Raw genomic sequence first — 18,335 nt, forward strand, 5'->3', positions numbered from 1 at the left:
TTTGCTCCCACAAGGGGGCGGTGGGTTACTTAAGATGGGGGTCTGTCAGTAGACATCCCGCCGATACCGCCCCTGCTCGATCAGCCGCTCCACTTCCTCGCGCCCCAGCACGTTGTTGAGCACGTGATCCACCCCGGATGCCATGCCCTGCAAGCTGCCGCAGACATAGATCACCGCGCCGTCGGCCAGCCATTGCTTGAGCAGCGCGGCCGATTCCAGCAGGCGGTCCTGGACGTAGACTTTCTGCTTCTGATCCCGGGAGAAGGCCAGGTCCAGGCGTTCCAGGTCGCCCGAGGTCACCCATTCCTGCAACTCATCGCGGCAGTGGAAATCGTGTTCGCGGTTGCGCTCGCCAAACAGCAGCCAGTTGCGCTGCATGCCCTCGGTGACGCGCGCCTTGAGCAGGCTGCGCAGGCCGGCCAGGCCGGTGCCGTTGCCCAGCAGGATCATCGGCACACCCTGGGCCGGCAGGTGGAAGCTGCTGTTGCGGCGCAGTCGCAGGCTGACGGCGCTCCCCAGCGGTGCGTGTTCGGTCAGCCAGCCGGAGCCGACGCCCAGGCTGCCATCGGCGTGACGTTCCTGGCGCACAATCAACTCCAGCACACCGTCGGCCGGGATCGAGGCGATGGAGTACTCGCGTATCGCCAGCGGTGCCAGGGCATCCACCAGTGCCTGGGCATGCAGGCCGACCAGGTGGGCGCGGTTTTCCGGCAGTTGACGGGTCGCCAGGGCCTGGTCGAGGCTCTGGGACAGGCCATCGATTTGCACGCGCGCGTGGCCGGAGAGGCCGAGTCCGTCGAGGAAATGTTCGATGGCCCACAGGTCATTGCGCGGCAGGATTTCCACCAGGTCACCGGCCAGCCAACTGCTCGGGCCGGGGGCGGTGAGGCCCAGCAGGTACACGCCCGAGCCGCTGCTGTCGGGGTTGAGCAGGGTGCGCTGGCTGAGGGTCCAGTTTTCGAAGCTTGGCGCCTGCCAAGTGTCCAGCGGGGCTTGGCCGGTCAGCTCCGCCAATTGTTGTTGCCAGTGACGCAGGGCGTAAGGATCGCCGCTGTCGACTTCCACCGGCGCGAACAGGGTCTTGCCGCCGTGTTCCGCCAGCCAGGCGTGCAGGCGCCGGGCGAAGCCGCAGAAGTGTTCATATTGCCGGTCGCCCAGGCCCAGCACCGAATACTGCAGGCGCTCCAGGCTCAAGGCCTGGCCCAGCACCTTGCGTTCGAAGCCTCGGGCACTGTCCGGCCCTTCGCCGTCGCCAAAGGTGCTGACGACAAACAGCGCATGGGTGGCGTCGTTCAGGTCCTGCTCACGCACACCGGCCAGTGGCTGGACCTTCACGGGCAAGCCGGCGGCCTGGAGTTGGCCGGCGGTCTGCCAGGCCAGTCGCTCGGCGAAACCGCTTTGGCTGGCGAAGCCGATCAGCCAGGCCGGCGCATTGCCCGGGTTGGCGATGAGGGCCTGACGGGCGTTTCTGACGTGGCGCTTCTTGCGGCGGCGGTCCAGGTACAGTAACCAGCCGGTGATGAAGAACAGCGGCATGGTCAGCGCGGCGATGGTCACCAGGATCCGTCCGACCAGGCCGAAGTAACTGCCGACATGCAGGGCATAGACACTGGTCAGCAACTGCGCCTTGAAACTCTTGTCGCTGTAGCGGCTGTGCCGGTTGATGACACCGGTGGCCGGGTCGAGGATGAGCTGGTTCAGCGCCCGGTCGTGGGGCGAGTTTTTCAGCAGGTAGAACACGGTCGCCGGTTGTCCGGCCACGGGCGGCATGCGCACGTTATAGGACGACAGCCCCGGACCGGCGGCGCTGTAGATGCTGCTCCACATGGCCCGGTAATCGGCCACGGGAAGTGGACCGCTCGGCACCGGGCCACGATTGCGCACCCGTTCCTCTTTCGGTGAATCGGAGAGCAGGCGGGTCACGCCTTTGTTGTACCACTCGTAGGACCAGGTCAGCCCGGTCAGGGCCGCCAGCAGATAAAACACCAGGCACCAGGTGCCCGCCACGGAGTGCAGGTCCCAATTGAAGCTCCGACCTTTTTTCCCCCAGTCGAGGGTCAGCCAGGCGCGCCAGCTTTTCCATTGGCGCGGCCAGCGCAGGTACAGCCCGGACAGGCAGAAAAACACCAGGATCAGCGTGCAGGCCCCGGTGATTTGCCGACCGACATCATCCAGGGTCAGGACGCGGTGCAACCTGAGCACAAAGCCGAAGAAGTCCTGGCCCGTCACATCGCCCATGAACTGCGCGTTGTAAGGGTTGAAATAGCGCATGGCGCCACGTTTTTCCCCAGGAGGCGCCGCAAAGATCACCCGCGCGGCGTTGCCGCTGTCGGTCTCGACCCAGAGCATGGCGACGGTCTTGCCGGAGGCAGCCTCGATCTGTTCCACCAACTCGGCAGGCGGCAGGACGCCGGCCGGCTGCTTCTCGACCATCAGCACCTGTGGGTTCAAGGCCCGCAGGATTTCATCCTGGAACGACACCACCGCCCCGGTAACGCCCATCAACGCCAGGACCAGCCCGGCACTGATGCCGAAAAACCAGTGCAACTGGAACAGGGTTTTCTTCAACACGTCGCTCGCCTTGTTCATTTACTGTTCATCACGGCGTGCATTATGCCGTGTGTTATCGAGAAGCATTCATAAACACACCCAAAAGCTTCGATCATTTGCATGAGCGAAGAACTCCTGTGGGAGCGAGCCTGCTCGCGAAGAGGCCGGCACATCCAACATCTTCATTGACTGGAACACCGCATTCGCGAGCAAGCTTTGCTCCCACAGGTCCTGCTCAAACAGATCTGATGGGTGTACGACCGGGAGAGCCAGGCCGGCTGTTAGGCCGCCTCGCGGTGGACGTTGATCTCGGCGCCCCGTTAACCACGCTGGCTGAACGAAGGTGTTGCGCAGTGGGCAACCCGGCATGGATGCCGGGTTAGCCGCGCTGGGCCATGGATGGCCCTTCGCGGCGGCCCACGGAGCAATGCCTTCGTTCAGGCATGCCGAGCCTAGGCGAGGCACCGAGTGGTGGGGCACAAGCGCTTTGGTTACTTTCGACTGGGCCGGCTTCCGCGCTTTTCGAAAGTGACCCGCCGTCAGGGCGGAACCATAAGCAGCCGTTACCTAAATAACGGATCTGCACACCAACCCATCAAAAAAAACGGCGCCTTCCATTTCTGAAAAGCGCCGCTTTTTATTACCTGACAGAGCAAGAACTACGGAGGTTCAAGCGCCCAAACACATCACACGTAAAACGATTTCAGCGGCGGAAAGCCATTGAATTCCACCGCGCTATAACTGGTGGTATAGGCCCCGGTCGACAGCCAATACAGGCGATCACCAATAGCCAGGTTCAACGGCAACCCGTACTTGTAGTTCTCATACATGATGTCGGCGCTGTCACAGGTAGGCCCGGCGATGACCACTTCTTCCATCTCGCCTTTCTTCTCGGTCCAGATCGGGAACTTGATGGCTTCGTCCATGGTTTCGATCAGGCCGGAGAACTTGCCCACATCCGTGTACACCCAACGCTCGACGGCGGTACGGGACTTGCGCGCCACCAGTACCACTTCGCTGACCAGGATACCGGCGTTGGCGATCAACGAACGGCCCGGCTCCAGGATGATTTCCGGCAGGTCGTCGCCGAAGTCTTCCTTGAGGAAACGGATGATTTCCTCGGCGTAGGTTTCCAGGCTGTTGGTACGGGTGATGTAGTTGGCCGGGAAGCCGCCACCCATGTTGATCAGCTTAAGGACAATGCCGTCTTCTTCCTTCAGACGCTCGAAGATCACCTTGACCTTGGCAATGGCCGCGTCCCAGACGCTAATGTCGCGTTGTTGCGAGCCGACGTGGAACGAAATGCCGTACGGCACCAGGCCCAGGTCGCGGGCCAGGATCAGCAGGTCCATGGCCATGTCGGTCTGGCAGCCGAACTTGCGCGACAACGGCCAGTCAGCGGTGGTCGAGCCTTCGGTGAGGATCCGTACATAGACTTTCGAGCCCGGCGCGGCCTTGGCGATGTTGCGCAGGTCGGCTTCAGAGTCGGTGGCATACAGACGCACGCCCTTCTCGTAGAAGTAGCGAATGTCGCGGGATTTCTTGATGGTGTTGCCGTAGCTGATCTGGTCCGGGCCGACGCCACGGCTCATGACCTTATCCAGCTCATAGATCGAGGCGATGTCGAAGTTCGAGCCTTTATCCTTGAGCAGGTCGATGATTTCCACCGCCGGGTTGGCCTTGACGGCGTAGTAGACCTTGGCGAATTCGAAACCGGCGCGCAGGTCGTCATAGGCCTTGGAGATCATCGCGGTGTCGATCACCACGAAGGGGGTTTCCTGCTTGTCGGCGAACGCTTTCATTTTCTGGAAGGTTTCGCGCGCGAAATAATCTTCGACCTGGATCGACATACTTGGGACTCCTACTGGCAAACATCAGGATCAATGGGTGTGAGGGCAAGCAGCCCTCGTGAACGTCCTCCGTATCCCCACTTTGGTTCGCCTACTTCCCAAGGCATGTCGCCGAAAGCAAAAAGGCCACGGGATGCGTGATTCCCTTGGCCTTGCTGTCTCGTCGTCAGTACTTGAGCCGGATGGATCGTTTCCAGCATGGACGTTCGGCGCGAACTTTAGGGCGTGAGGGGCCTGAGATCAACTAAAAATGTCGCGTTTTTGCACACATCCGTCGTGCGGCCCGCGACAGCTCATGATGTAACCGACCAGCGTGACAGATTGATGTTCCCTTGGATTGGTATTCGACCTTGCTCAATATGGCTTTTGCCTTTGTGGCGAGGGAGCTTGCTCCCGCTTGAGTGCGAAGCGCTCATCGCTTTTTTGGGGCCGCTGCGCGACCCAGCGGGAGCAAGCTCCCTCGCCACAAAAGCAGTCGTGCTTGGTCAGACTGAGGCAGTCTCGGCCGGCGAGACAATGCTGGTCTTGCCCCCGCGCGAGCGCCCCGAGCTCAGGTACTCGGCAATCGATTCCTGGGTCACTTCGCCGAGGAATACCCGCTCGGCATCCAACACCGGCAGCCACGAACGGTTGAACTCGTACATGCGCGACAGCAGGATCCGCAGGTGTTCGTCATAGGCTGCGGTGGCGTTGAACTCGCGCAGGTATTGTCCGCAGGTGCCGGTCTGGCGGTGCAGGTCGCGACGGCGCACATACCCCAGGGCCTTGTTCTCGGCACAGGTGACCACCAGGTAGCGACGGTCATGTTCGTCCATCAACTCCAGTGCCTCACCCACTGGCGTCTCGGGGCTGACCGACGGGGCGTTGTCCGCCGCGTCTTCGGCCTTGACCAGCAACAGGCGCTTGAGCGTGCTGTCCTGGCCGACGAAGCTGCTGACGAACTCGTCGGCCGGATGCGCCAGCAGCGTGTCCGGGTGATCGAACTGGACCAGCTTGCCGCCGCGGAAGATCGCGATCTTGTCTCCCAGCTTGATCGCTTCGTCGATGTCGTGGCTGACCATGATCACGGTCTTGTTCAGCGCCCGTTGCATCTCGAAGAACTCGTTCTGGATCATCTCGCGGTTGATCGGGTCCACCGCGCCGAAGGGTTCGTCCATCAGCAGCAGCGGCGCATCGGCCGCCAGGGCCCGGATCACGCCGATCCGCTGCTGCTGACCACCGGACAGTTCACGGGGGTAGCGATGCAGGTACTGCTTGGGTTCGAGCTTGATCATGCTCATGAGCTCGCGGGCGCGGTCGTGGCATTTCTGCTTGTCCCAGCCGAGCAGGCGCGGGACCACGGTGATGTTTTCCTCGATGGTCATGTTCGGGAACAGGCCGATCTGCTGGATCACATAACCGATGTTGCGGCGCAGGGTCACTTCGTCCAGGCCGGTGGTGTCTTCACCGTTGATCAACACCTTGCCCGAAGTGGGCGGGATCAGGCGATTGATCATCTTCAGCGTGGTGCTTTTGCCGCAGCCCGACGGCCCGAGGAACACGCAGATCTCGCCTTCGTTGACGGTCAGGTTCACCGAGTCCACGGCCTTGACGTCCTTGCCGTTGCTCTTGAAGGTTTTGCTGAGGTTTTGAAGTTCGATCATTTCAGTAATCCTTTTGGGGTCAGCGAGCGTTGCAGCCATTGCAGAAGCAGGTCGGCGAAGATGGCCAGGAGACTGACCAGCACGGCGCCGACGATCAGCATCGACATGTCGCTGCGGCTGATGGAAGCGAGGATGAGCACGCCCAGGCCACCGGCGCCGATGGTGGCGGCGATGGTCATGACGCCGATGTTCATGACCACGGCGGTGCGTACGCCGGCCAGGATCACCGGCACGGCGATGGGCAGTTCGACCATGCGCAGGCGCTGGCCGAAGGTCATGCCGATGCCACGGGCAGCTTCACGGATGCCCGGTTCGACGCCGGTCAGGGCCAGGTAGGTGTTGCGCATGATCGGCAACAGCGAATAGAGAAACACCGCGGTGATCGCCGGCATCGGGCCCAGGCCTTGGCCGAACTTGGAATAGAACGGCAACAGCAGGCCGAACAGCGCAATCGACGGAATCGTCAGCAGCACTGTGGCGCTGGCCTGCAATGGGCCGGCGAGCGCCGGGAAGCGGGTCATGAAGATGCCCAGCGGCACACCGACAACAATTGCCAGGGTCACGGCGATGCCCACCAGGGTGATGTGCTGCCAGGTCAGGTGCAGTACCAGCGGCCAGTCCAGATGGGAAAAGGCGTCAAGAAAATCCATGGCTTTTCCTCCAGGTCATTGGGTTGAGAGCAGCGAATGCTGGCGCAGGAAATCGGCGGCAACGGTGGAAGGGCTTTCGTGGTTGACGTCCACGCGGGCGTTGAGCTGGCGCATGGTTGCGTCGTCGAACAGCTCGGCCAGGGGCTTGAGCTGTGCGGCCAGTTGCGGGTGCGCGTCGAGGTACGCCTGGCGCACCACCGGCGCGGCGGTGTAGTCGGGGAAGTAATGCTTGTCGTCTTCCAGCAACTTCAGCTTGAACGCGTTCAACCGGCCGTCGGTGGTGTACACCAGGCCGGCGAATACCTGGCCGTTGCGCAGGGCGGTGTAGACCAGGCCTGCGTCCATCTGCCGGATGTTCTTGCGGGTCAGGTTCATGCCGTACTGTTCGACCATGCCCGCCAGGCCGTCGGAGCGGTTGGCGAACTCGGTGTCCAGGGCCACCAGATGATTGTCATCGGCTTCGGCCTGCAGCACCGTGTTCAACTGGCTGATGCTGTTGATCTGCGGGTATTGGCGGGCGATTTTTTCCGGCAGTGCCAGGGCGTAGGTGTTGCTGAATTTCGACGGTGTCAGCCAGACCAGGCCTTTTTTCGCGTCGAGTTCTTTCACACGGGCGTAGGACTGGGCGCTGTCGAGTTTCTCCGTGACATGGTTGTAGGCCACCAGTGACACACCGGTGTATTCCCAGAGCATGTCCAGTTGCCCGGTTTCATGGGCGCTGCGGGCCAGGTTGCTGCCCAGGCCGCCGGTAATCTGCGCGTCGTAGCCCTTGCTGCGCAGGTATTGCGCGGTGATTTCCGCCAGCAACGTCTGTTCTGTAAACACCCGGGCGCCGAGGCGGATCAGCGGTTTTTCAGCAGCTTGGGCGAATCCTGCGAACAGCAGAACGCAGCCCAGTATCAAGCTCAACTTCTTCATAAACGATTTCCTTTATCCAGCCGGCTTATGACGGTCGCAGACCGCGTTCCAGCCAGAGGCGGCTGGCCAGTGTCACCAGGCCGTCGAGCAGCAACGCCAGCAGGGCGGTGCAGGCCGCGCCGAGCAACAGCTGCGGCTGGTTGTTCAAGGCGATGCCGGGGAAGATCAGGCTGCCGAGGCTGTTGGCGCCGATCAGGAACGCCAGCGGCGCGGTGCCGACGTTGATAGCCAGTGCCACGCGCACGCCACCGACGATGATCGGCACGGCGTTGGGCAACTCGACTTTCCACAGCACCTGGCGCGGGGTCATGCCGATGCCGACGGCGGCTTCCTTGAGGGAGCCCTGGACGTTTTTCAGGCCTTCATAGGTGTTGCGCACGATGGGCAACAGCGAGGCGAGGAACAGGGCGAAGATGGCGGGACCGCTGCCGATGCCCAGGATGCCCAGGGCGATGGCCAGCACGGCCAAGGGCGGCACAGTGTTACCGATGTTGAACACTTGCATGAAGCGTTCGGCGCGCCCGACCATGCCGGGGCGACTGAGGGCGATGCCGGCGGGAATGCCCACGAGCAGGGCCGCCAGCATGGAAGCCAGTACCAGCAGCAGGTGCGCTTGCAGGTAGAACAGCAGATCGTCGTGGTAGCGTTGGATCGTATCGATGCCGATCCAGTGGACCAACAGGGCCAGGAGAGCGACGACGACCGCACCCCCGATAAGCCCTTTGCCATAGCGGATAGCCACAGGCGGACTCCTTTGTCTTTCAGTCGGCGCACGCTTTCCCGGGCGGCAAACCATCACTGGTTGCCGGGAGAACGTTCGCGAGAAGCAGCTCTTTTCCATGCCGGTAAAACGGCAGGTAAATCGAGCCATGAGCGCAGCCTCGTCAGGCTAACTTGCTGATTTTTCAGCCCCTGACGGTTGCTCGTATCAGGGGGGTGGACGCCTCCACGCAGCAAAAGGTTCCCATGCCAGGGAAGATCTGGCCACCCTGGATGTGCTCAACGGTTCGGTTCCTGGCACAAGTTGAGCTATAATCGCCGCCCTTTTTTGAATCACCTGCCAGGCGATTTCCCATGACCAAACAGGCCGCCGAAGTCGCGAAACGCCGCACTTTCGCCATTATTTCCCACCCCGATGCCGGTAAGACCACCATCACCGAGAAGCTCTTGCTGATGGGCAAGGCGATTGCGGTCGCCGGCACGGTGAAATCTCGCAAATCCGACCGCCATGCCACCTCCGACTGGATGGAAATGGAAAAACAACGGGGTATTTCCATTACCACGTCGGTCATGCAGTTCCCGTACCGCGATCACATGATCAACCTGCTCGACACCCCGGGCCACGAAGACTTCTCCGAAGACACCTACCGCACCCTGACGGCAGTGGACTCGGCACTGATGGTCCTCGACGGCGGTAAAGGCGTCGAGCCACGGACCATCGCGCTGATGGACGTCTGCCGCCTGCGGGACACGCCGATTGTCAGCTTCATCAACAAACTCGACCGTGACATCCGCGACCCGATCGAACTGCTCGACGAAATCGAAGCGGTCCTGAAGATCAAGGCGGCGCCGATCACCTGGCCGATCGGTTGCTACCGCGATTTCAAGGGCGTGTACCACCTGGCCGACGACTACATCATCGTCTACACCGCCGGTCACGGGCATGAGCGCACCGACGTCAAGATCATCGAGAAGCTCGACTCCGACGAGGCCCGCGCGCACCTGGGCGACGAGTACGATCGTTTTGTCGAGCAACTGGAACTGGTGCAGGGCGCTTGCCATGAGTTCAACCAGCAGGAGTTCCTCGACGGACAACTGACCCCGGTGTTCTTCGGTACCGCCCTGGGCAACTTCGGCGTGGACCATGTGCTCGACGCCGTGGTCGATTGGGCCCCGCGCCCGCTGGCCCGTGTCGCCAACGAGCGCACCGTGGAGCCGGTGGAAGAGAAGTTCTCGGGCTTCGTGTTCAAGATCCAGGCGAACATGGACCCCAAGCACCGCGACCGCATCGCGTTCATGCGTATCTGTTCCGGCAAATACGAAAAGGGCATGAAGATGCGTCACGTGCGCACCGGCAAGGACGTGCGCATCGGCGACGCCTTGACGTTCTTCTCCTCGGAACGCGAGCAACTGGAAGAGGCCTTCGCCGGTGACATCATCGGCCTGCACAACCACGGCACCATCCAGATCGGCGACACCTTCACCGAAGGCGAAACCCTGGGCTTCACCGGCATCCCGCACTTCGCGCCGGAACTGTTCCGACGCGTACGCCTGAAGGACCCGCTCAAGTCCAAGCAACTGCGCCAGGGCCTCCAGCAACTGGCCGAAGAAGGCGCCACCCAGGTGTTCTTCCCGACCCGCAGCAACGACATCATCCTCGGTGCCGTCGGTGTGCTGCAGTTCGACGTCGTCGCCAGCCGCTTGAAAGAGGAATACAAGGTCGAGTGCTCCTACGAGCCGATCACCGTGTATTCCGCTCGTTGGATCGAATGCGACGACAAGAAGAAACTCGAGGAATTCTCCAACAAGGCCGTGGAAAACCTCGCGCTGGACGGCGGCGGTCACCTGACCTACCTGGCCCCGACCCGAGTCAACCTGGCGCTGATGGAAGAGCGCTGGCCGGACGTGAAATTCCGCGCGACGCGTGAGCATCACTAAGCGCTGAGCGTTGAAACCGAAACCCCGTTGCGAAAGCTGCGGGGTTTTTTATGGCTTGTCCCGTGTCCTGAACATAAATAATTCACTGTGGGAGCGAGCCTGCTCGCGATAGCGGTGGGTCAGCCTGCCTGGATGTTGGATATGCTGGCCTCTTCGCGAGCAAGCCCGCTCCCACACTGGATCTTTAGTGGGCAAAAAACTTGTGCTCGGCATAGATCCCTCTGTGGGAGCAAAGCTTGCTCGCGATAGCGGTGGGACAGCTGGCCTGGATGTTGGGTATGCCGGCCTCTTCGCGGGCAAGCCTTGCTCCCACACTGGATCTTCAGTGGGCAAGAAACTTGTGTTTGGCACAGTTCCCTCTGTGGGAGTAAAGCTTGCTCGCGAAAGCGGTGGGTCAGCCTGCCTGGATGTTGGCTGTGCCGGCCTCTTCGCGGGCAAGCCTGGCTCCCACACGAGTTCCTGGCTTTAGTAGGTTTGGAGATAACGCTTATTCGAAACCAATCTGCCGGGCGGGGGCATTTATGGTGGTTCGGCAGCGTCCTATCTGGTGAACCGGCCTGTTCAGAACTAGATTTTCTTGAGCGCCGTCAGGCCCCGGCTTTATCCGGAAAAGAAGGAAGTGGCTATGAACAAGCTTCTACGCATGATGTTTTTGCTGAAGGTGTTGGTGATGCTGTCCCTGGGCTCCACGGCTGTGTGGGCCGAATGCGATGAGCATGAGAAGCACGCGTCGAGTGGCTCGGTGGTTCAAGGTGAGTTGATGCTGGCCGCGACCGATGCGGATGCAGGTGATCCGGACGATGGCGAGGATGATGATGGTTCGCCGATTGATACGCCGGATGACGATGAAGATGCGGAGGGTGAAGGCGATAGCCAGACGTAGATTTCTGACCTGAAGAAAACCCCTCCAGCCCCAACTGATGTTCAGTCGGGGCTGGAGGGGTTTTTCTTGCCTGATGCATTACCCAGGGCAAGGGTTGAACCTATGGGTGATCAGCCCTCGATCATGCCGCACCTTCGAGGAACTGCTCGGCGTAATGACACGCTACCTGCCGGTTATCCAGCAAACGCAAGGCCGGCTCTTCAGTCTTGCAGCGCTCGGTGGCGTACGGGCAGCGCTTGTGGAAGGCGCAGCCGGACGGTGGGTTGAGCGGGTTGGGCAGTTCGCCGACGATCTTGATCTTCGGCTTGTTCGGGTCCGGGTGAATGGTCGGGGTGGCCGACAGCAGCGCCTGGGTGTAGGGGTGCAACGGGCGGCTGTAGATGGACTCGTTGGGGCCCATTTCCACCGGGCGGCCGAGGTACATCACCATCACGTCATCGGCCACATGCTGCACCACCGCCAGGTTGTGGGAGATGAACACGTAGGCGGTGTTGAATTCCTGCTGCAGGTCCATGAACAGGTTCAGCACCTGGGCCTGGATCGACACGTCCAGCGCCGACGTCGGTTCGTCCGCCACCAGCACCTTGGGTTGCAGCATCATGGCGCGGGCCAGGGCGATGCGTTGGCGCTGGCCGCCGGAGAACATGTGCGGGTAGCGCTGGTAATGCTCGGGGCGCAAGCCCACCTGCTTCATCATCGCTTGGACTTTTTCCCGCCGCTCGGTGGCCGACAGGTTGGTGTTGATCAGCAATGGCTCGGCCAGTTGATCACCGATTTTCTGCCGCGGGTTGAGGGACGCATAGGGGCTCTGGAAGACCATCTGCACGTCTTTGCGCAATTGCTTGCGTTCGGCCTTGTTGGCGCCGGTCACTTCCTGGCCGGCGATTTTCAAGGAGCCGGAGGACGGCTCTTCAATCAGCGTCAGGGCCCGGGCGAGGGTGGATTTGCCGCAACCGGATTCGCCGACCACAGCCAGGGTCTTGCCGGCTTCCAGTTCGAACGACACACCATTGAGGGCGCGCACGGTCGCATGGCCCTTGAACATGCCACGGGACACTTCGTAATGACGGGTCAGGTCACGGGCGGTAAGTACGACGGCCATCACGCCACCTCCTGGTTCAACGGGTAGAAGCAGCGGGCGAGGCTGTTGGATTTCGGATCGAGGGCCGGGCGTTGTTGACGGCAGTTGTCCTGCACGTACGGGCAGCGCGGCGACAGCAGGCAACCTTGCGGGCGGTCATAGCGACCGGGCACGATACCGGGCAAGGTCGCCAGGCGCTCGGCGCCCATGCTGTGCTCTGGAATCGCCGCCAGCAGCGCTTCGCTGTAGGGGTGGGCCGGAATGTCGAACAACTGCGGCACCTGGCCCACTTCCACGGCCTGGCCGGCGTACATCACGCACACGCGCTGGGCGGTTTCAGCCACCACGGCGAGGTCGTGGGTGATCAGCACCAGGCCCATGTTCTGCTCTTTTTGCAGGGCCAGCAGCAGGTCCATGATCTGCGCCTGGATGGTCACGTCCAGAGCGGTGGTCGGTTCGTCGGCGATCAGCAGTTTCGGCTCGCCGGCAATCGCCATGGCAATCGCCACACGCTGGCTCATGCCGCCGGACAGCTGATGCGGGTAGGCGTCCATGCGGCTGGAAGCACCGGGGATCTCGACTTTTTCCAGCAGTTCGATGGCGCGTTTGCGCGCGGCCTTGCCGGACATTTTCAGGTGCAGGCGCAGCACTTCTTCGATCTGGAAACCCACGGTGTAGCTGGGGTTGAGCGCGGTCATCGGGTCCTGGAAGACCATCGCCAGGTCCTTGCCGACGATCTGCCGGCGCTGGCGGTTGCTCAGCTTGAGCATGTTCTTGCCGTCGAAGTTCAGCGCATCGGCGGTGACGATGCCGGGGTGCTCGATCAGCCCCATCAGCGCCATCATGGTCACGGATTTACCCGAGCCCGATTCGCCGACGATGGCCAGGACTTCGCCTTTGTCCACGCTCAGGTCGAGGCCGTCGACCACCGGCACAGCGGTGGCGTCGCCGAAGCGGACGTTGAGATTCTTGATTTCTAGCAGTGACATGGGAATCTCCTCAGGCGGCATTCTTGAGTTTCGGGTCCAGCGCATCGCGCAGCCCGTCGCCCATCAGGTTGATTGCCAGCACGCTGAGCAAAATGGTCAAGCCAGGCAGACTCACGACCCACCAGGCGCGTTCGATGTAGTCGCGGGCCGAGGCCAGCATGGTGCCCCACTCCGGGGTGGGCGGCTGCACGCCGAGGCCGAGGAAGCCCAGGGCGGCGGCGTCGAGGATCGCCGAGGAAAAGCTCAGCGTCGCCTGGACGATCAGCGGTGCCATGCAGTTGGGCAGCACGGTGATGAACATCAGGCGCGGCAGGCCGGCACCGGCGAGGCGGGCGGCGGTCACGTAGTCGCGGTTCAGTTCGCCCATCACGGCGGCACGGGTCAGGCGCACGTAGGACGGCAGCGAGACGATGGCAATGGCGATCACGGTGTTGATCAGGCCTGGGCCGAGGATGGCGACGATCGCCACGGCCAGCAGCAGCGAAGGCAGGGCCAGCATGATGTCCATCAGGCGCATGATGGTCGGGCCGAGCAGGCGCGGGAAGAACCCGGCGAACAGCCCCAGCAGGATGCCCGGGATCAGCGACATCACCACCGACGACAAGCCGATCAGCAGCGACAGGCGCGAACCCTGGATCAGGCGCGACAGCAAGTCACGGCCCAGTTCGTCGGTGCCCAGCAGGAACTGGATCTGCCCACCTTCAAGCCACGCCGGCGGCGTCAGCAGGAATTCGCGGTACTGCTCGCTCGGGTCGTGAGGCGCGACCCATGGGGCGAAGAGCGCGCAGAACACGATCAGGGTCATGAACAGCAGCCCGGCGACGGCGCCCTTGTTGCGGGAAAACGCTTGCCAGAATTCTTTGTACGGGGATGGGTACAGCAGGCTTTGATCGACTGCTACCGCGGTAGTTGGAGTACTCATGGTTTTGATCTCAGCGCTGGTGACGGATGCGTGGGTTGGCAAAGCCGTAGAGGATGTCCACGACGAAGTTGACCAGAATCACCAGGCAGGCGATTAACAGGATGCCGTTCTGCACCACGGGATAGTCCCGGGCGCCGATGGCTTCGATCAGCCACTTGCCGATGCCCGGCCAGGAGAAGATCGTTTCGGTCAGGACCGCACCGGCCAGCAGTGTGCCGACTTGCAGGCCGACCACGGTCAGCACCGGGATCAGCGCGTTGCGCAGGCCGTGCACGAACACCACGCGCGACGGCGACAGGCCTTTGGCGCGGGCGGTGCGGATGTAGTCTTCGCGCAGCACTTCGAGCATCGAGGAACGGGTCATGCGGGCGATCACCGCCAGCGGAATGGTGCCCAGCACGATGGCCGGCAGGATCAGGTGATGCAGCGCATCGAGGAACGCGCCCGGCTCGTCGGCCAGCAGCGTGTCGATCAGCATGAAGCCGGTTTTCGGCTCGATGTCGTAGAGCAGGTCGATCCGTCCCGACACCGGCGTCCAGCCCAGGGACACCGAGAAGAACATGATCAGGATCAGGCCCCACCAGAAGATTGGCATCGAATACCCCGCCAGGGAGATGCCCATCACCCCATGGTCGAACAGGGATCCTCGCTTGAGTGCCGCGATCACCCCGGCCAGCAGGCCCAGGATACCGGCGAACAACAGCGCGGCCATGGACAGTTCCAGGGTCGCGGGAAACAGGGAGCTGAACTCGGTCCATACGCTTTCACGGGTACGCAGCGATTCGCCGAGGTCGCCGTGGGCCAGTTTGCCGATGTAGTCCAGGTACTGGGCATACAGCGGTTTGTTGAGGCCAAGGCGTTCCATTGCCTGTGCATGCATTTCGGGATCGACCCGACGTTCGCCCATCATCACTTCCACGGGGTCGCCGGGGATCATGCGAATCAACGCGAAGGTCAGCAAGGTGATGCCGAAGAACGTGGGGATCAATAATCCCAGTCGGCGGGCAATAAAACTAAACATCTTCAGGTGTACCTCATCAGCCGGTTAGGCGTGCCCGGCAGCCCTTGGGGTCAAGGGTTGCCAGGCGTTTTCTTATCTACTTCACCTGGGTGGTGGCGAAGTTGTTGGTGGTGAGCGGGCTAATCACGTAGCCCTCTACGTTGTTGCGCATTGCGGTGAACATGCGGGTGTGGGCCATGCTGATCCAGGGTTGATCCTGGTTGAAAATCACCTGGGCCTGTTCATAGAGCTTGATGCGCTCTTCGGGGTTCACTGTGGCGCGAGCCTGGTCGATCAGCGCCTGGAATTTCTCGTTGCACCAGCGCGCGTAGTTTTCGCCGTTCTTGGCGGCCTCGCAACTGAGCATAGGCGTCAGGAAGTTGTCCGGGTCGCCGTTGTCGCCCGCCCATCCGGCGGACACCATGTCGTGCTCGCCGTTTTTCGCGCGCTTGAGCATTTCGCCCCATTCCATCACGCGGATGTCGACCTTGATCCCGACCTTGGCCAGGTCCGCCTGCATCATCTGCGCGCCGAGCATCGGGTTGGGGTTGGTCGGGCCGCCGCCGTTGCGGGTGAACAGGGTGAACACGGTGCCTTCCGGCACTCCGGCTTCCTTGAGCAACTGGCGAGCCTTGTCCAGGTCGCGGGTAGGGTTCTTCAGGTCGTGGTTGAAACCCAGCAGTGTCGGCGGGTACGGGTTGACCGCCGCGGTGGCGTTGCCCTTGCCGAACAACGCGTTGACGTAGGCCTCCTTGTCGAAAGCCAGGTCGATGGCTTTGCGCACCCGCACGTCGCTCATGTACTTGTGGCTGGTGTTCAGGGCGGTGTAGGAGACGGTCATCGCGTCCAGCTCGGCGACCTTCAGGTTCGGGTCTTTCTTGATGCTGGGGATGTCATCGGGTTTGGGGTACAGCGCGATCTGGCACTCGTTGGTCTTGAGCTTCTGCATGCGCACGTTGTTGTCGGTGGCAATGGCCAGTACCAGTGCGTCCGCCGGTGGCTTGCCGAGGAAGTAGTCCGGGTTGGCCTTGAAGCGAACCTGGGCGTCCTTGTTGTAGCGCTGGAAGACGAACGGGCCGGTGCCGATTGGCTTGCTGTTGAGATCGCCGGTCTTGCCGGCCTTGAGCAATTGGTCGGCGTATTCGGCCGGGTAGATCGAGGAGAAGGCCATGGCGATGTCGGCCAGGAACGGTGCTTCGCGGCGGGTCAGGCTGAATTTGACCGTGTGCTCGTCGACTTTCTCGACATTCTTCAGCAGTTCCTTGAAGCCCATGCTTTCAAAGTAGGGGAAGCCCACGCTCGACAGTTTGTGCCAGGGATGGTTTGGGTCCAGTTGGCGCTGGAAACTCCAGACCACGTCGTCGGCATTCATGTCGCGGGTCGGCTTGAAGTAGTCGGTGGTATGGAACTTGACACCCTTGCGCAGGTGGAAGGTGTACGTCAGGCCGTCGTCACTGATGTCCCAGGTCTCTGCCAGCGAGGGAATCACTTCAGTAGTGCCGGGCTTGAAGCCCACCAGACGATTGAAAATGGTCTCGGACACCGCGTCGCCTGTGACTGCAGTCGTGTACTGGACCATGTCGAAGCCTTCCGGGCTGGCTTCTGTGCAAACCACCAGGGGCTTGGCGGTGGCGCCGACGGCGACACTCAGCAACGCAGCGGCGATGGCGGCGCGTAGGGGAATCATGTTCATCGTCAATCCTCTGCAATCGGGTAAATGGCAAAAGACCGGGCGGCCAACCTTGTGAGTCGACCGCCCGGTGGCAGTTTAGAGAATGTTGAACGGGATGGTGGTGACCAGGCGGAACTCGTTGAGGTTGCCATCCGCCTGGTTTTCGCTGGCGCGGTGCGTGGTGTAGGTTGCGCGTACTGCGGTGGCTTTCAGCGGGCCGCTTTGTACGGCGTAAGACGCACCGATGCCGTATTCGTAGTGATGTTCACCGTCCATGGCTCTCACATCGGAATAGCCGGTGCTGTTGTAATGCGTACCATCGATGCCCCAGCCGCGAGCCTGGTAGATGTTGAACTTCAGGCCAGGCACGCCGTATTCGGCCATGTTCAGGCCGTAGGCGATCTGGAAGGATTTCTCGTTCGGGCCGTTGAAGTCCGACAGCAGGGAGTTGGCCAGGTAGATGCCGTTGGTTTCGTGCAGGTAATCGAAGTACTCGTTACCGTCCACTTCCTGGTACGAGAACGTCAGGCTGTGGGCCTGGTGAGTCAGGCCGAACGACAGGGAGTAGGTATTGTTGTCGATGTCACCCAGCTTGCTTTTACCCGAATCCACAGTCCTGTAGTAGTTCAGGCCGGTGGTCAGGCTCAGCACCGAGCTGTCGCCCAATACGTGACTGGCGCCGAAGTAGTATTGGTTCCACAGGTCTTCGGCCTGGGTGCCCCACAGGCTGGTGGTGAGGCTGGCGAACGGCTGGTAAGTGATACCGGCGGTGTTCACATGATCAGCTTCGGCCGAGGAACTGCCGTATTCGGAGCGGAACTTGGCGAGGCTTTGCTCGGTACGGGGAGAGTTGCGGTCGAAGGTCGCGACGTCGAATGCCAGGTTTTCGAGTTCTTCGCTGTGCAGGCTCACGCCCTGGAAGCTCGAAGGCAGGGCGCGGTTACCGATGACGTCGACCATCGGGCTGCTGAAGTTTTGGCGACCGGCGGTCAGCGTGGTGTTGGAAACCCGCGCCTTGACGTTCGCCAGGCCCAGTTTGCTCCATTGGTCGACGGCGTCGCCGTCGGAGTGCGCCAGGGTACGGTTGGAACCACCCATGATGTCATCGTGGTCGCCGAGCAACGCGATCGCGTTATAGGCCGCGACTTCGGTACTGAAACCAACGGTGCCTTGGGTGAAGCCGGAGGTGTAGTTCAGGATGGTGCCCTGGACCCAGTTGGTACGGCGCGAATCGCGGTGTTCAACACCGTCGCGCGTGTAGCTGAAGGCGCTGCCGCGGCGTCGCAATTCGTTGGAATACCAGTTGCGAGTGGTGCCACTGACCGACTGGCCTTCTACGAAACCGGTGGCTTCGGATTGAGCGCTGGTGGTCTTGACGGTCACCGGATTGAACGCCTGGCTCTGCGATTCTGCGTATGCCGTGGCGGTGACGCTGCTGATGGCCAAGGCCAGTAACGCGGTGCTGCTCAGTTTCATGGGTAAAGCTCCTTTTCTTTCTTTTTTAATGCCGGTCTTTTTA

The 18,335-nt window shown here is 61.6% G+C and carries 14 protein-coding genes; 2 read left to right on the forward strand and 12 right to left on the reverse strand.

Annotation, left to right across the window (positions count from 1 at the left end; genetic code table 11):
* Window positions 1-45: 45 nt before the first annotated feature.
* The 6 genes from HU749_RS05275 to HU749_RS05300 form a co-directional block, all read right to left on the reverse strand.
* A complete protein-coding gene (locus HU749_RS05275; protein ID WP_186650601.1) occupies window positions 46-2,571 on the reverse strand; it encodes a PepSY domain-containing protein in 2,526 nt (841 codons plus the stop codon).
* 665 nt (window positions 2,572-3,236) lie between these two features.
* Window positions 3,237-4,400 (reverse strand): type III PLP-dependent enzyme, encoded by a 1,164-nt coding sequence (locus HU749_RS05280; RefSeq protein WP_018611340.1) that lies wholly within the window; start codon window positions 4,398-4,400, stop codon window positions 3,237-3,239.
* A 485-nt stretch (window positions 4,401-4,885) separates the two neighbouring features.
* Window positions 4,886-6,043: an osmoprotectant ABC transporter ATP-binding protein OsmV gene (locus tag HU749_RS05285; protein ID WP_095974219.1), complete on the reverse strand. Its 1,158-nt coding sequence runs from the start codon at window positions 6,041-6,043 to the stop codon at window positions 4,886-4,888.
* Window positions 6,040-6,693: an ABC transporter permease gene (locus tag HU749_RS05290; RefSeq protein WP_003197757.1), complete on the reverse strand. Its 654-nt coding sequence runs from the start codon at window positions 6,691-6,693 to the stop codon at window positions 6,040-6,042. The genes HU749_RS05285 and HU749_RS05290 overlap by 4 nt, the downstream gene beginning before the upstream one ends.
* A gap of 15 nt (window positions 6,694-6,708) precedes the next feature.
* A complete protein-coding gene (locus tag HU749_RS05295; protein WP_018611334.1) occupies window positions 6,709-7,611 on the reverse strand; it encodes a glycine betaine ABC transporter substrate-binding protein in 903 nt (300 codons plus the stop codon).
* Between the two features lie 25 nt (window positions 7,612-7,636).
* The gene (locus tag HU749_RS05300) at window positions 7,637-8,353 is read right to left on the reverse strand and encodes an ABC transporter permease (protein ID WP_014336595.1); all 717 of its coding nucleotides are present in this window, start codon (window positions 8,351-8,353) and stop codon (window positions 7,637-7,639) included.
* A gap of 332 nt (window positions 8,354-8,685) precedes the next feature.
* On the opposite strand from HU749_RS05300, the gene HU749_RS05305 reads away from it, so the two are divergent.
* Both HU749_RS05305 and HU749_RS05310 read left to right on the forward strand, forming a co-directional pair.
* The gene (locus tag HU749_RS05305; protein ID WP_014336596.1) at window positions 8,686-10,269 is read left to right on the forward strand and encodes a peptide chain release factor 3; all 1,584 of its coding nucleotides are present in this window, start codon (window positions 8,686-8,688) and stop codon (window positions 10,267-10,269) included.
* Between the two features lie 625 nt (window positions 10,270-10,894).
* Window positions 10,895-11,152, forward strand: a complete 258-nt coding sequence (locus HU749_RS05310; protein ID WP_186650583.1) for a hypothetical protein — start codon at window positions 10,895-10,897, stop codon at window positions 11,150-11,152.
* A gap of 121 nt (window positions 11,153-11,273) precedes the next feature.
* On the opposite strand, the gene HU749_RS05315 is transcribed toward HU749_RS05310, so the two are convergent.
* The 6 genes from HU749_RS05315 to HU749_RS05340 all read right to left on the reverse strand — a co-directional run bounded on the left by HU749_RS05315 (window position 11,274) and on the right by HU749_RS05340 (window position 18,292).
* Complete coding sequence (locus HU749_RS05315; protein ID WP_186650585.1) at window positions 11,274-12,254, reverse strand: peptide ABC transporter ATP-binding protein; 981 nt, start codon at window positions 12,252-12,254, stop codon at window positions 11,274-11,276.
* Entirely contained in the window at window positions 12,254-13,222 is a 969-nt protein-coding gene (locus tag HU749_RS05320) for an ABC transporter ATP-binding protein (protein ID WP_046063165.1), read from the reverse strand. Before HU749_RS05320 ends, HU749_RS05315 begins: the two co-directional genes overlap by 1 nt.
* Before the next feature lie 10 nt (window positions 13,223-13,232).
* Complete coding sequence (locus HU749_RS05325; RefSeq protein WP_018604492.1) at window positions 13,233-14,144, reverse strand: ABC transporter permease subunit; 912 nt, start codon at window positions 14,142-14,144, stop codon at window positions 13,233-13,235.
* Between the two features lie 10 nt (window positions 14,145-14,154).
* A complete protein-coding gene (locus tag HU749_RS05330; protein ID WP_014336601.1) occupies window positions 14,155-15,165 on the reverse strand; it encodes an ABC transporter permease subunit in 1,011 nt (336 codons plus the stop codon).
* Between the two features lie 76 nt (window positions 15,166-15,241).
* A complete protein-coding gene (locus HU749_RS05335) occupies window positions 15,242-16,837 on the reverse strand; it encodes an ABC transporter substrate-binding protein (RefSeq protein WP_186650587.1) in 1,596 nt (531 codons plus the stop codon).
* A gap of 75 nt (window positions 16,838-16,912) precedes the next feature.
* On the reverse strand, window positions 16,913-18,292 hold the full coding sequence (locus HU749_RS05340; protein ID WP_046063167.1) for an OprD family porin: 1,380 nt from the start codon (window positions 18,290-18,292) through the stop codon (window positions 16,913-16,915).
* Between the last annotated feature and the right edge of the window lie 43 nt (window positions 18,293-18,335).

This window comes from Pseudomonas ogarae (assembly GCF_014268695.2).
Lineage (GTDB): Bacteria > Pseudomonadota > Gammaproteobacteria > Pseudomonadales > Pseudomonadaceae > Aquipseudomonas > Aquipseudomonas kilonensis.